This is a genomic window from Bacillus cereus group sp. BfR-BA-01430, from assembly GCF_022663115.1.
In the GTDB taxonomy this organism is placed as follows: Bacteria; Bacillota; Bacilli; order Bacillales; family Bacillaceae_G; genus Bacillus_A; species Bacillus_A cereus_BD.
Map to the genome: position 1 here is coordinate 1 of NZ_JAKUEW010000004.1, position 13,646 is coordinate 13,646.

A 13,646-nucleotide genomic window follows, 5' to 3' on the forward strand; every position below is an offset into this window, starting at 1 on the left:
TTGAGGATTATGTGGGTGGCATTGGTAGCATTAACTTGATTAGAAATGCCAAATTAACTAATGGTGTTAAGTATTGGAAATTACATGACGCTACAAGGACACATATTGATACAACTGTTGTTAAAGATGGTATAAACTCCTTCAAAACGGTTTCTACAGGAAATACTTCTAATCACTATTACGGAGCTGAACAAACAGTAGAACTGAGAGAAGGTGAAACAATTGTCGCTTCTGCTTACTTTAGAACTGATAACCCCGCTGGACTAGATCAGGGCGCAGCATTAGAAATTAAGTTCTTGGGTAGCGGTGGATTAATTAAACTAGTTTCTGAGGAACTAAAATTAGCAAAAGATCAGTGGTTAAAAGTTTATAAAAGCGCAATTGCCCCTTCTGGTACAGTAAAAGCAATATTTCGTTATCAGGTAAGACGAAACGGTACATTGTGGATGGCTCAACCAATGCTACAAGTCGGAACGATACCTTCTAGCTTTTTAGAAAATCCAAATGATTTTGTAGACAAAGATAAAATCATGGATGACTTAGCGGACAAGATAGCAACTGAACAATATAACCAAAAAGTAACGGAATTAGAAAGAAGTATCAGCGCTAATGAAAAAGGCGTTGAAATTGTATCTGAAAAACACGAAACCTTTGTGAATGATACTTTCGACGCTTATGTCAAAGAAGTGGGGTCTAAGTTACAAGTATTAGATGAAGGAATTCTAGCTCAAGTGAAAAAAGGCGATATTATCGCAGCTATCAATCTGTCAGCAGAGAAGCTAACAATTGATGTAGCTAAATTAGCCATTAACGCAGACACAATGGTCAAATGGCTAACCGCAAAAGGTATTGATACAAATCTCATTCGAATTAATGGCGATAAGATTACAATCGACAAAAACGGTGTAACGATTAAAATGCTAGATTTCCTTTTCGAAGATGAACGAGGGTTAAAAACAACGATGCAAGCCAAACGAAACCTTGTTATTGACCATGATTTTTCAAGTGTTCCTAAACAAGTTATGCCAGGTAATACAGCATTTTCATGGTTTGAAACGGGCCGTTTTTGGAAGAAAGTTGGTTCTGTTGTGATTGAAAATGACACGTTGGCATTTAGCTATGAACGAATGGTAAATGCAACTCGGGTAGATAGAAATTCTTATGTTGAAACTACAGTGAAAAATGGAGTTCATCCAGGGAACGTTTATACTGTATCAGCGCACTTTCGTGCAGCAACAATCAATAATCAACGTGTTACAGCCAAACCTGTAATCCAAATTTTATATGTAAAGTACGATGACCATGTACACTATACGACGTGGTACGAAGTAAGCCAATCTTTCGATGCCCCTAGCACGTATTATGGTGATATCCAAAGACGAGCATTCACAATCACGATACCAACGAGTTACAGACCAGGCGAACACGCTGTAATCATTCGCTTGAAAGCGGAAGGAGACGTTGGCCAAGGAACAGCTGTTTGTGTATCTGGTGTGGAAATGGTAACAGGTAAATACCCTTCTATGTATAGTTGGCAAGCACAAAGTGGCAGTGTATATGGTGGTATTATGCCAATCGATGGATTAGAATTTGGCGATAGTCAAGGTACGATTAATGTTGCCCAAGATAGAAAAACGTTTGATATAGGCGGAACTTTAGAGACGAAGTTTCACAATAACATCAGAGCAACGCAAGGTGTCAATCTTGGCGGAAATGGATTTCAAGATTGGGGGCATATCCGTTTTGCCGATGGAAACCAAGGAATCGGATTTTACGTCCACAATTCAAATGGTTGGTTTTTTAATAGATTAGGATAGGAGTGATTGTTGTGGAAGGCAATACGAACATTACCTTCCCTTTTCCCTTACAAGAAGGAGAGGGAATGCCCTTTTTGGGTAGAGTTGTAGATTTAGAGAGAACGGAAAACGGAATTACTGTACAAATTCCATTCGATATGTTAGATAACGCAGGATTAGAAATGGGGACAAATAAAGTTGAAGTGTGGGGGGAAGTTCACGACGGAACCATCTGTATTCGAGTTGCTACTATTTGCGATATCTGTAAAAAAGGCGCTCGTTTATACGAACTAGATTTAGGATTTGTTAAGCGAATGGTATGCGCTGAAGACTATCAAAAGATTACGGGTGAGTATCCGAAAGAAACACAAGAAAATGAAGATACAGAACAGGCGGAGTAGGAGGCAAATAATTGGATCGTATCGATGTATTACTAAAAACATTTATTGCTACTTTTGGTGGCTTTTGCGGTTATTTCTTAGGAGGATGGGATACAACATTGAAAGTTTTAGTAATTATGGCAGCTATTGATTACCTCACAGGAGTAATCGCAGCAGGATACAACGGAGAACTAAAAAGCAAAGTTGGTTTCAAAGGCATCGCTAAAAAAGTGGTGCTTTTTCTTTTGGTTGGAGTGGCAGCTCAATTAGATTCCACATTTGGTAGCAATAGTGCTATCCGTGAAGCAACAATCTTTTTCTTTATTGGAAATGAGCTATTATCACTTTTAGAAAATGCTGGACGAATGGGGATTCCCCTTCCACAAGCATTAACAAATGCAGTTGAGGTTTTAGGCAGTAAACAAAAACAAGAAAATAAAAAAGGAGATATTAAATAATGGAAATTAGAAAAAACTTAGTTAGTCCAAGTAAATACGGTATTAAATGTCCGTATACAATGAATCCGGAATATATCACGGTACACAACACTTATAATGATGCTCCAGCTGCAAACGAAGTAAAATATATGATTAACAATAACAATGAGGTTTCATTCCATGTTGCTGTAGATGACCAAGAAGCGGTACAAGGCATTCCGTGGGAACGCAATGCTTGGGCTTGTGGTGATGGTAATGGGCCTGGAAACCGTCAATCTATCTCAGTAGAAATTTGTTATTCTAAGTCGGGTGGAGATAGATATTATAAGGCTGAAGAAAATGCTGTTCATGTTGTACGTCAACTTATGTCTATGTACAATATCCCTATCGAAAATGTAAGGACTCATCAATCATGGTCGGGGAAGTATTGTCCTCATAGAATACTGGCTGAAGGACGATGGAATAGTTTTATTGCAAGAGTACAAAAAGCATATAACGGAGGGGATGTTTCTATGACAACTGACGACGGCCGTAGAAAAATCAAAACAGGTGGCTTAGGATACGACGCTATCAAAGAAGTGTCAGAAGTGCTGTGCAGCAAAGGAATTAAGGGGGCTATCTTGTTTGAAGGTGAAGCGCCTTATGTATTAACTGAGAAACTTGCAAACCCAAAGATGGACAACTTTACTGCATGGTTAGATGAGCGTAACTGGTATTATGAATATCTTCAGTAATGAATTAAAGCCGGCTCTTAATTGAGTCGGCTTTTTTACTTTATAAAAAAAACACTCTCCGAAGAGAGCATTTAAAAGGAGTCTACCATGGATATGATGCTGTATGTTCATTATATCATTATAAATAACCATTAAATGTAAAATGATTGTAAATTTCTATTAAAAATTACTTTAGAGCAGGAGCGATCCAATTTTCTTTGAACTTCATTTTATCCCCAACTCTTTCAAGATTCGCTTTCGCTAGATTAATATCTTTTTGATGATATGGAACTTCCCAAAAAATCGCTAATTCTTGAACGTTATTTAATGATTTTCCAACTTTAGCACCAATCTCATTATTATACATTTCAATCATTTCTTTTGTTGTTTGTTTAGTATTCTTAGCATCGAACGATAAATAAAGTAAAAGGATATAATCATCTGGATTATCAGTACCTAAATTTTCGTTTACCTCAATCTTTTTAACAGATATACTCATTAAATCTTTTACGATAGATTCAGCTTCATTTTCAATATTAGATTTATCCAGTTGTTTGTTATTAGGTTCTTGTTTTTCAGTTGCTGCTTTTTCTGTTGTTTTTGTAGGAGTAGATTCTTTCTTTTTTAATAACCCATAGTCTAAAATAGTATCTACCTTTCCATCATTAAAGAGTATGTATACATATCCATCTTTTTCTACACCATCTAGTGCTGGATATGTATATTCAACAAGTGAAGAATCAGCACTATTTATCTCTTTTTTTCCTTTGCCACCCACAATTTTTTCGACTTCTGAAATGCTCATTCCCTTTTTTAGTTGCTTAAACTCTTTTTTAGAAATCTTTCCATCTCCTGTATTGCATGCCGAAAGTAACGTTACTACAAAAAGTAGTAATATTATAAAAAACGATGATTTTTTCAATGTTAGACCTCCTAGTAGATATAATACGACATCATTATATCAAAGTTTGGAGATGCTGGGATTATTTATGAATTTATAAAATGTGTGTTTAGAGATTTTTTGCTTGTTCGAGTAAGTTAAATACTTGTTCATGTTTCTCTTTTAATTCTTCTAAAGGAATTTTTAACGCGCTAGGGTTTTCAAGTAAAAATTGTTTATAGCCTTGATGTTCATAAATAAGATGTGCAATTTCTACTTGGTTCTTGTGGTGGTATAATATATGCCCACCTTGTTTTTGAGCTGAAATCATTTCTCTAATCAGTTTGTCTTTTTCAAATGCAATTGGATCAGTTCTCATATTTTATTCCTCCTATTAAAATTTTAATTGCTCTTGGTTTCGATGGGTCACGATGGATATATCCTTTTTCCTCAAGATGTATTAAATGACTATGTACAGTAGAAGGGGATGAAACACCCATTGCTTCTCCTATTTCACGTACAGTTGGAGGATATCCGTTTTCGCTTACCTTTTGTTGCATAAAAGTTAGCACTTGAGCTTGTTTAGATGTTAATGGTTTCATGATGTGTCCCTCGCTTATATATGGAATATCTAACCATATAATATCAAGGTGTTGAGAAAAAATCAAACGCTTGTTCGTATTTTTTAGGAGGGATTATATTCCCATGAATTCCTTATCAAAATAGAACTTGTCCATTAAGTTATTTACAATTCCGTTGAATTTATTGATTCTTATTAAACTCCTCAATTATATCCATCATTTGATTGTGCTCTTTAACACATTCCTCCACATTAACTTTTCTATCTTCTAAGAACTTCATCACACATTCTTTTGAGCAATATCTACCCGAATCAAATTGATTAGTTAAATATTCGTTTACAAGATAAAAGTATTTGTGAGTTTGGATATTTACTTTTTCACCACATGTTGAACATTTAAACGTTGAATTAATCTTTCTTCTTGTACTCATTTCTCTTCTTTCATATGCATCTTCTTTAGTAAGTTTATAATTCATTTAATACAACCCCATTTCATTAGCTTCTTCTTTAGATATTTTGTAATATACACCTGGAATAAGAGAGCTGTCTATTGTGTTTGCATTTGTGGAGGGCTCCTTTGATTTGTCCTCTTCTAACCAATTATAAAAAAGCACTTTAGTGTGTGGTTTTGGTGCGTCAGAATTACTTGTGTTAGCTTGTTTATGTTCCTTAGATAGTTTGATATTATCGCTGTAAACCTTCGTGAATAAAGCTTGTACACTGTCTGTGAGAGTGCCATTACATTTTAAGAATCTATCAACTTTATTTAGTGCATTCAATGCGAGACAAAATAACCCCTTATCACAATTGCTACCCACACGTAAACCGATAATAGATGCATTCGTTTTTAAAGTATCATGATAAGTTCCAGCTTTGATTGTATGGTACATCATTTCTTGATATTCATTCACATAGTATGTATGGACTCTTTCGAACTCTTTTTGAATATCATTTTGAGCTTCTTCTAATTCGTTTTCAATTGATTTCGTTAGCGATACTATATCATTATTTTTTTCCTGTTTTAAAGAATTAAAAGAGTTAATAGAGTTATTATAGTTAGAACTTGTTTTTTCGCCTTTCAGACTTACAGTATCAAGGGTTTCAGGGTTTTTCTGTTCTGCAATCTGTCCTGCATTTAGTTCTGCAATTTGTTCTGCATCTATATAAAATACTTCTTTCATGATTGTTGTAAAATTAGAATGCATTTTTAATACAAATACATACTTATTCTTGCCATCAGCTAATCCGCCAACTACGATTTCACCTGTTTCTTTTAATGCGCGAACTGCTGCATTCACAGTTCTTACGGAACAGTCAGCTTTACGTGCTAATGTTTCAGCAGAAATTTTACATATACCATTACCTGAAAGCATGTATACGACATGATCCATAACGTCTTTTCTTTTTGAACCAATAGGAAATAAACGTTCAAAGCTTTGATTATTTGCATTGATACGTTCGCTAATTGCTGTAATAATTTCACTTTTCTTTTTAGAGCATAATTGGTTTAGTTGCATATATTTTTGAACATCTTTATTATAAGCTGTGATTTTCTTCATAATGGTTTGTCTCCTTTGTAGAAACAAAAAAGCAACAGAATGCCTGAATGTAAGCAAACTGTTGCTAAGGAGCCCTTACGTACTGTAAAATAGTGCGTAAGAGTACAGCAAGTGTTTGCCTAGGTGGTTAGGCGGACGGTATAAGGGTGTTGGGAGCACCACTTATACACGCTGTGCTCTTTTGTTTTGTCTCGAATATTTTCGGTATTCAAGACTGGCTACTTGTGGTGCTGGAAAAACAGAGATGTTGTTTTACGGCATAGATGAAGCGCTTAAAAGCGGTAAGCGTGTTTGTATTGCGACGCCTCGAAAAGATGTTGTATTAGAATTGGCTCCCCGGCTACAAGAAGTGTTTCCGGCTGTACCATTCGCGGCATTATACGGAGGTAGTAAAGAATATGAGAAAGAAGCGATGCTTATCGTAGCTACAACGCATCAGTTGCTTCGCTATTATAGGGCGTTTGATGTCATAATTATAGATGAAATCGATGCTTTTCCGTATGCGATGGATTATATGTTACATGAGGCCGTAAGAAAAGCGGCGAAGGAGGATGCTTCCTATATTTATTTAACAGCAACTCCAGAAGAGAAATGGAAACGGAGTGTGCAAAATGGTAAACAGAAAGGTGTCATTATACCAGGGCGTTACCATCGTCATCCTTTACCAGTTCCTAAATTAAGATGGTGCGGGAACTGGCGAAAACTACTTAGACGTAAACAAATTCCTCAAGTTCTATTAGACTGGCTTCTTATATATCTTCAAAAACATTATCCTATCTTTTTATTTGTTCCTCATATTTGTTATGTAGAGGAAGTAACAGCTGCGCTAAAAAGTTTACATCATAAAATTACTGGTGTTCATGCAGAAGATCCAATGAGAAAAGAGAAAGTAGAGGCATTTCGTAAAGGGGATATACCATTGCTCATAACTACAACGATATTGGAGAGAGGTGTAACGGTCGCGAATTTACAAGTAGCTGTGCTAGGTGCAGAAGAGGATATTTTTTCTGAAAATGCGCTTGTTCAGATAGCCGGCCGCGTTGGTAGAAGTTCTCGCAATCCAAAGGGAGAAGTCATTTATTTTCATTATGGAAAAACGAAGGCAATGACTGATGCGAAGAAACATATTCAATTTATGAATAAAAGGGCTAAACGAGAAGGGTTGATAGATTGATGCACTGTTTACTTTGTGACGATTATATTGCCGAAGAAGCGAGTTGGTATTCTTTTTTTATTCGGTCTCACGATAGATGCATATGCAATCTATGTGAACGAAAACTTTCTTATATTATAGGAGAATGTTGTTATGACTGTGGTCGTCCTTTCTCTTCTCTTGATCCAGCATATAGATGCGGGGACATTTGTAGAGATTGTGTGAAATGGAAAGAGGAAAATCGCTTTCCCTTCATAATGAATCGTTCTACATATGTGTATCATGATGGAATGAAAGAGATATTAGCACGGTTTAAGTTTCGAGGTGATGCAGAGCTTGTGAAGATTTTTCAAGTTGGCTTTGTATCGACATTTCAAAAATACTTTTCAAATGCGCAATTTCTTATTCCTGTGCCCCTTAGTAAGGAACGAGAATATGAGCGTGGCTTTAATCAGGCTGAACGATTAGCGGCTTGCTTACCAATTCCCATTTTCCCAACATCTTTAACTAGAAAAGAGACAGAGAAACAGAGTAAAAAAGGGAGAATAGAGAGAATGGCTGCTGCCAATCCCTTTTACTTTCAAGAAGAAGAGCGTTTAACAGGGCAACATCTTTTAATTATAGATGACGTATATACGACGGGGATTACGGTGAGACAAGTCGGTAAATTACTATATCATGCAGGTGCGCAAAGTGTATCCAGTTTGACACTTTGCCGAGGATAGTGGATGTCGAAAGATACAATAAAAAGACGACAAGTCTTCTTTGACTTGATAAGTTGTCATTCGTTATAGTCAAACTATAGGGCGAATGTCCTGATTTTTAGAGTGAAGGGAATGGAACAAACATGCAAGGAAGAGTAAAATGGTTCAATGCAGAAAAAGGATTTGGATTTATTGAGCGCGAAGATGGTGATGATGTTTTTGTCCATTTTTCTGCAATTCAGCAAGAGGGGTATAAAACATTAGAAGAAGGACAAAGTGTGGAATTTGATATCGTAGATGGAGCACGTGGGCCGCAAGCAGTGAATGTTGTGAAGTTGTAAAGGATTTGGAGAACATAGAGCTGCGATTGTGGCAACGTTTATATAATTGGAAACCCTTGCCTCAGCAAGGGTTTTTTATGTTGTATGGATCCTGTTAGGCAGAACCGCTATCGATCGTATGCAGAAAGTATTGTCAAAAAGTTGTTTCTTTTCTGTAACGAATTGTCCATACTTATATTCGTTATTTATGATGTTAATAGGGTAAAATGAAAATAGAAACGATGCATCTTTTCTTTTCAACAAAAAATGATAAAAATTGCAATTTCAACAACTTTTTTAAAAAGTTAAAAGGTTTTTTTAAGCCAGTGTCGAAACAATATACATAGGCTTGAAAGGAGGAATTCATCTATGAAATTCAACATTCGTGGTGAAAATATTGAAGTAACTCCAGCATTAAAGGAATATGTAGAAAAGAAACTTAGCAAAATAGAGCGCTATTTTGATACATTCCCAGAAGTGAAAGTCAATTTAAAAGTATACTCTGGCAAGCAAAGAGTCGAAGTAACAATTCCATTCACAGACTTATTACTTCGCGCCGAAGAAACTCATAGCGATATGTACGCTGCAATTGACTTAGTAGTTGATAAAATTGAGCGTCAAATTCGTAAACATAAAACAAAAGTAAATCGTAAATTACGTGAAAAAGGTTCTGCTAAAACTGCCTTTATTCTTCCAGATCAATTAGGTCAAGAAGAAGTGCAGGAAGATGAATTAGAACTTGTGCGTACAAAACGATTTGACTTAAAACCAATGGACGTTGAAGAAGCAATTTTACAAATGGATATGTTAGGTCATAACTTCTTCGTCTTCACAAATGCGGATACAAACGAAACAAATATTGTATATGGCCGCAAAGATGGAAAATATGGATTAATTGAAGCAAAATAACGATTCAAAAGCGTAGCTGTCAAAGGCTACGCTTTTTTTAATTTTATGAAATAGAATGTGTTTATTATTTTGTATGAAGCGAAGCGCTAATTTATAAAACTTTTGTCTAGTTTTTTGTCATAGTTTAAAAAATCGAGTTACTTTATATAAAGGATACATTTGGACGATTGTTGTCATAGCTATAAAACAAGTGTTACAATTATCATTAGGTTTATACATTTTGGTTTTTTAAATTAGGAGAGAAATTGGCAGAACATAAATTTGCTTTTTATCACGACTGATTGATGAAATATAGAGAGCACGCAATCAGAAGTTTTATTTTAATAAAAAGAGGAGCGTATTTCCTATGATCGGTATTTTAAAAAAGGTATTTGATGCAAATCAACGCCAAATTAAACGTATGCAGAAAATGGTAGATCAAATCGAGTCACTTGAACCGACGATAAAGCCATTAACTGATGAACAATTAAAGGGAAAAACTGCTGAGTTTAAAGAGCGTCTGGCAAAAGGTGAGACAGTAGATGATTTATTACCAGAAGCTTTCGCTGTTGTGCGAGAAGCAGCACACCGCGTTCTGGGTATGCGCCCATACCCAGTTCAGTTAATGGGTGGTATTGCCTTACATGAAGGGAATATAGCAGAAATGAAAACTGGTGAAGGTAAAACGTTGACGTCTACTTTACCAGTATATTTAAATGCTTTAACAGGCAGAGGTGTTCATGTTGTGACAGTCAATGAATATTTAGCACAGCGTGACGCAAGTGAAATGGGACAACTTCATGAATTTCTTGGTTTAACAGTGGGAATTAATTTAAATAGTATGTCGCGGGAGGAGAAACAAGCTGCGTATGCTGCTGATATCACATATAGTACGAACAATGAACTTGGCTTTGACTATTTACGTGATAACATGGTGCTATATAAAGAGCAGCGCGTGCAACGTCCGCTTCATTTTGCGATTATCGATGAAGTCGATTCTATCTTAATAGATGAAGCGCGTACGCCGCTTATTATTTCTGGACAGGCACAAAAATCAACAGAACTATATATGTTTGCGAATGCATTTGTTCGTACATTAGAAAATGAAAAAGATTATACATTTGATGTGAAAACAAAAAATGTGATGTTAACAGAAGATGGAATTACAAAAGCGGAAAAAGCATTCCATATTGAAAACTTATTTGATTTAAAACATGTAGCACTTCTTCATCATATTAATCAAGCTCTTCGCGCACACGTTGTAATGCACCGTGATACGGATTATGTTGTACAAGAGGGCGAAATTGTGATCGTAGACCAATTCACTGGTCGTCTTATGAAAGGACGCCGTTACAGTGAAGGGTTACACCAAGCAATTGAAGCAAAAGAAGGCGTAGAAATTCAAAATGAAAGCATGACGCTTGCTACAATTACATTCCAAAACTACTTCCGCATGTATGAAAAGTTATCAGGTATGACAGGTACAGCGAAGACAGAAGAAGAAGAGTTCCGCAACATTTATAATATGAATGTTATTGTCATTCCGACGAATAGACCTGTTGTTCGTGATGACCGTGCAGATTTAATTTTTAAAACGATGGAAGGCAAATTCAATGCGGTTGTTCAAGATATTGTGAAACGTCATAAAAATGGTCAACCAGTCCTTGTTGGTACAGTAGCAATTGAAACGTCAGAGCTTATCTCAAAAATGTTAACAAGAAAAGGTGTACGTCATAACATCTTAAATGCGAAAAACCATGCGCGTGAAGCCGACATTATTGCAGAAGCTGGTGTGAAAGGCGCTGTAACAATCGCGACAAATATGGCTGGACGTGGTACAGATATTAAGCTAGGTGAAGGTGTAAAAGAGGCGGGCGGTTTAGCCGTTATCGGGACAGAACGCCATGAGAGCCGCCGTATTGATAACCAGTTACGCGGTCGTGCGGGACGTCAAGGAGACCCTGGTGTGACGCAGTTTTATTTATCTATGGAAGATGAACTAATGCGTCGCTTCGGTTCTGATAATATGAAAGCGATGATGGATCGCCTCGGAATGGATGATTCACAACCGATCGAAAGTAAAATGGTTTCTCGTGCGGTAGAATCAGCACAAAAACGTGTAGAAGGTAACAACTACGATGCACGTAAGCAGCTTCTGCAATATGATGATGTACTTCGTCAACAACGTGAAGTAATTTATAAACAACGTCAAGAAGTAATGGAATCTGAAAACTTAAGAAGCATCATCGAAGGGATGATGAAGTCTACGATAGACCGTGCAGTTGCGCTTCATACACAAGAAGAAGTGGAAGAAGATTGGAACATAAAAGGTCTCATTGACTACTTAAATACAACTCTTCTTGAAGAAGGCGACATGAAGGAAGAAGAATTACGTCGTCTTGCACCAGAAGAGATGAGCGAACCAATTATGGCAAAAGTATTAGAGCGCTATGATGCAAAAGAAAAACTTCTGCCAGAAGAACAAATGCGTGAATTTGAAAAAGTTGTTGTGTTCCGTGTTGTAGATACGAAGTGGATGGATCATATTGATGCGATGGATCAACTTCGTGAAGGGATTCATTTACGTGCTTACGGTCAAATTGATCCACTTCGTGAGTATCAAATGGAAGGCTTTGCGATGTTTGAAGCAATGGTCGCTTCCATTGAAGAAGAAATCTCTCGTTACATTATGAAAGCGGAAATTGAACAAAATCTAGAGCGCCAAGAAGTAGCACAAGGAGAAGCAGTTCAACCAGTAGATAGCGGTGAAGAAGCAAAGAAAAAACCAGTTGTCAAAGGTGAACAAGTTGGACGTAACGACTTATGTCCATGCGGTAGCGGTAAAAAATATAAAAACTGCTGCGGTGTTGGGAAGTAAGAAAAGCCACCGAGCATTCTAGCGGCCGGAGCTGCATCAAAGAAAAGTAACTTGTATTCTGAAGCAAGCATTTCTGCAAAGAAAATGGAAAGTTTTTAGGAATATTCATATAATAAAAAGAGCAAAACTCTCTCTGTAAAAGGCGGGGAGAGTTTCCCTTGTTTTTTATATAAACGTAACAGTAATTGCATAGAGGTGAAGGAAATGGAATTAGTTGAAATTAGACAGGAATTAGAGAAAATGGCTAAGAGATTAGCGGCTTTTAGGGGGTCTCTTTGACCTTCCTGCAAAAGAAAAGCGCATTGCAGAATTAGAAGAAACGATGATGGGAGCAGGCTTTTGGGATGACCAACAAGGTGCTCAAACTGTTATTAATGAAGCGAATGCATTAAAAGACATGGTTGGGAAGTTCCGTCAGCTAGATGAAACATTTGAAAATTTAGAAGTAACACATGAACTGTTAAAAGAAGAATATGATAAAGATTTACATGAGGAATTGGAATCTGAAGTGAAATCTTTAATACAAGAAATGAATGAATACGAATTGCAATTATTATTAAGTGATCCTTATGATAAAAATAATGCCATTTTAGAATTGCACCCAGGTGCAGGTGGAACAGAGTCACAAGACTGGGGTTCTATGTTATTGCGCATGTATACAAGATGGGCTGAGAAGCGCGGATTTAAAGTGGAAACAGTGGATTACTTACCAGGTGATGAAGCTGGTATTAAGAGTGTGACACTGTTAATTAAAGGTCATAATGCGTACGGTTATTTAAAAGCTGAAAAAGGGGTACATCGCCTTGTTCGTATTTCACCATTTGATTCTTCAGGTCGTCGCCATACATCATTTGTATCTTGTGAAGTTGTACCTGAATTTAATGATGAAGTTGAAATTGAAGTGCGTACAGAAGATTTAAAAGTTGATACGTACCGTGCAAGTGGTGCTGGTGGACAGCACGTTAATACGACAGATTCGGCAGTTCGTATTACACATATACCAACAAACACAATTGTAACTTGTCAATCGGAACGTTCACAAATTAAAAACCGTGAACATGCGATGAAAATGTTAAAAGCGAAATTGTACCAAAAGAAATTAGAAGAACAACAAGCGGAATTAGATGAAATCCGTGGGGAACAAAAAGAAATTGGCTGGGGTAGCCAAATTCGTTCTTACGTATTTCACCCATATTCTCTTGTTAAAGATCATCGTACAAATACAGAGATTGGTAACGTACAAGCGGTTATGGATGGAGAAATTGATCCATTTATTGATGCATATTTACGTTCTCGCATTTCCTAACAAACATGCTAATAATAGTAGCGCAGATCACAACTATGGTCTGAGCTACTAT

The 13,646-nt window shown here is 36.6% G+C and carries 13 protein-coding genes and 2 pseudogenes; 10 read left to right on the plus strand and 5 right to left on the minus strand.

All coding sequences use genetic code 11. The annotated features are described in order from the left end of the window. The 4 genes and pseudogenes from MR058_RS09855 to MR058_RS09870 all read left to right on the plus strand — a co-directional run. Positions 1 to 1,817 (plus strand): annotated as a pseudogene (locus tag MR058_RS09855) (phage tail spike protein); the annotation flags it as partial. Positions 1,818 to 1,882: 65 nt separating this feature from the next. Next, complete coding sequence (locus MR058_RS09860; RefSeq protein ID WP_242143822.1) at positions 1,883 to 2,197, plus strand: hypothetical protein; 315 nt, start codon at positions 1,883 to 1,885, stop codon at positions 2,195 to 2,197. 11 nt (positions 2,198 to 2,208) lie between these two features. After that, positions 2,209 to 2,634 carry a phage holin family protein gene (locus tag MR058_RS09865; RefSeq protein ID WP_242143824.1) on the plus strand — a complete coding sequence of 142 codons (426 nt, stop codon included), beginning with the start codon at positions 2,209 to 2,211 and terminating at the stop codon, positions 2,632 to 2,634. Further along, the gene (locus tag MR058_RS09870; protein ID WP_242136659.1) at positions 2,634 to 3,347 is read left to right on the plus strand and encodes an N-acetylmuramoyl-L-alanine amidase; all 714 of its coding nucleotides are present in this window, start codon (positions 2,634 to 2,636) and stop codon (positions 3,345 to 3,347) included. The genes MR058_RS09865 and MR058_RS09870 overlap by 1 nt, the downstream gene beginning before the upstream one ends. A 166-nt stretch (positions 3,348 to 3,513) precedes the next feature. On the opposite strand, the gene MR058_RS09875 is transcribed toward MR058_RS09870, so the two are convergent. The 5 genes from MR058_RS09875 to MR058_RS09895 form a co-directional block, all read right to left on the minus strand. Then, on the minus strand, positions 3,514 to 4,248 hold the full coding sequence (locus MR058_RS09875) for a hypothetical protein (RefSeq protein ID WP_242136658.1): 735 nt from the start codon (positions 4,246 to 4,248) through the stop codon (positions 3,514 to 3,516). An 88-nt stretch (positions 4,249 to 4,336) separates the two neighbouring features. Further along, on the minus strand, positions 4,337 to 4,585 hold the full coding sequence (locus MR058_RS09880; protein WP_242143825.1) for a hypothetical protein: 249 nt from the start codon (positions 4,583 to 4,585) through the stop codon (positions 4,337 to 4,339). Further along, complete coding sequence (locus tag MR058_RS09885; protein WP_242143826.1) at positions 4,575 to 4,808, minus strand: LexA family protein; 234 nt, start codon at positions 4,806 to 4,808, stop codon at positions 4,575 to 4,577. Before MR058_RS09885 ends, MR058_RS09880 begins: the two co-directional genes overlap by 11 nt. Positions 4,809 to 4,968: 160 nt before the next feature. After that, positions 4,969 to 5,262, minus strand: coding sequence for a hypothetical protein (locus tag MR058_RS09890; protein WP_242143827.1), 294 nt, complete (start codon positions 5,260 to 5,262; stop codon positions 4,969 to 4,971). Continuing rightward, entirely contained in the window at positions 5,263 to 6,345 is a 1,083-nt protein-coding gene (locus MR058_RS09895) for a helix-turn-helix domain-containing protein (protein WP_242143828.1), read from the minus strand. It lies immediately after the preceding gene. 217 nt (positions 6,346 to 6,562) lie between these two features. Between MR058_RS09895 and MR058_RS09900 the strand changes: the two are divergent. The 6 genes and pseudogenes from MR058_RS09900 to prfB all read left to right on the plus strand — a co-directional run. After that, positions 6,563 to 7,519 (plus strand): annotated as a pseudogene (locus MR058_RS09900) (ATP-dependent helicase ComFA); the annotation flags it as partial. Next, on the plus strand, positions 7,519 to 8,223 hold the full coding sequence (locus tag MR058_RS09905) for a ComF family protein (protein WP_242144085.1): 705 nt from the start codon (positions 7,519 to 7,521) through the stop codon (positions 8,221 to 8,223). The pseudogene MR058_RS09900 and the gene MR058_RS09905, both read left to right, overlap by 1 nt. 122 nt (positions 8,224 to 8,345) lie before the next feature. Then, positions 8,346 to 8,543: a cold shock domain-containing protein gene (locus MR058_RS09910; protein ID WP_242143829.1), complete on the plus strand. Its 198-nt coding sequence runs from the start codon at positions 8,346 to 8,348 to the stop codon at positions 8,541 to 8,543. A 348-nt stretch (positions 8,544 to 8,891) separates the two neighbouring features. After that, the gene (gene hpf / locus MR058_RS09915; protein ID WP_242143830.1) at positions 8,892 to 9,431 is read left to right on the plus strand and encodes a ribosome hibernation-promoting factor, HPF/YfiA family; all 540 of its coding nucleotides are present in this window, start codon (positions 8,892 to 8,894) and stop codon (positions 9,429 to 9,431) included. 346 nt (positions 9,432 to 9,777) lie between these two features. After that, positions 9,778 to 12,288, plus strand: coding sequence for a preprotein translocase subunit SecA (gene secA, locus MR058_RS09920; RefSeq protein WP_242143837.1), 2,511 nt, complete (start codon positions 9,778 to 9,780; stop codon positions 12,286 to 12,288). 204 nt (positions 12,289 to 12,492) lie between these two features. Then, positions 12,493 to 13,594, plus strand: a protein-coding gene (gene prfB / locus MR058_RS09925; RefSeq protein ID WP_242143839.1) for a peptide chain release factor 2 whose coding sequence is annotated in 2 segments (ribosomal slippage) — positions 12,493 to 12,564 and positions 12,566 to 13,594 — 1,101 coding nt in all. Because the reading frame shifts where the segments join, the coding sequence is not laid out codon by codon here. Positions 13,595 to 13,646 lie beyond the last annotated feature (52 nt).

Coding starts and splice junctions, on each gene's coding strand:
- MR058_RS09860 (WP_242143822.1), top strand. CDS start 1,883: ATGCCCTTTTTGGGTAGAGTTGTAGATTTAGAGAGAACGGAAAACGGA.
- MR058_RS09895 (WP_242143828.1), bottom strand. CDS start 6,345: ATGAAGAAAATCACAGCTTATAATAAAGATGTTCAAAAATATATGCAA.
- MR058_RS09885 (WP_242143826.1), bottom strand. CDS start 4,808: ATGAAACCATTAACATCTAAACAAGCTCAAGTGCTAACTTTTATGCAA.
- MR058_RS09890 (WP_242143827.1), bottom strand. CDS start 5,262: ATGAATTATAAACTTACTAAAGAAGATGCATATGAAAGAAGAGAAATG.
- MR058_RS09905 (WP_242144085.1), top strand. CDS start 7,519: ATGCACTGTTTACTTTGTGACGATTATATTGCCGAAGAAGCGAGTTGG.
- secA (WP_242143837.1), top strand. CDS start 9,778: ATGATCGGTATTTTAAAAAAGGTATTTGATGCAAATCAACGCCAAATT.
- hpf (WP_242143830.1), top strand. CDS start 8,892: ATGAAATTCAACATTCGTGGTGAAAATATTGAAGTAACTCCAGCATTA.
- MR058_RS09880 (WP_242143825.1), bottom strand. CDS start 4,585: ATGAGAACTGATCCAATTGCATTTGAAAAAGACAAACTGATTAGAGAA.
- MR058_RS09910 (WP_242143829.1), top strand. CDS start 8,346: ATGCAAGGAAGAGTAAAATGGTTCAATGCAGAAAAAGGATTTGGATTT.
- MR058_RS09870 (WP_242136659.1), top strand. CDS start 2,634: ATGGAAATTAGAAAAAACTTAGTTAGTCCAAGTAAATACGGTATTAAA.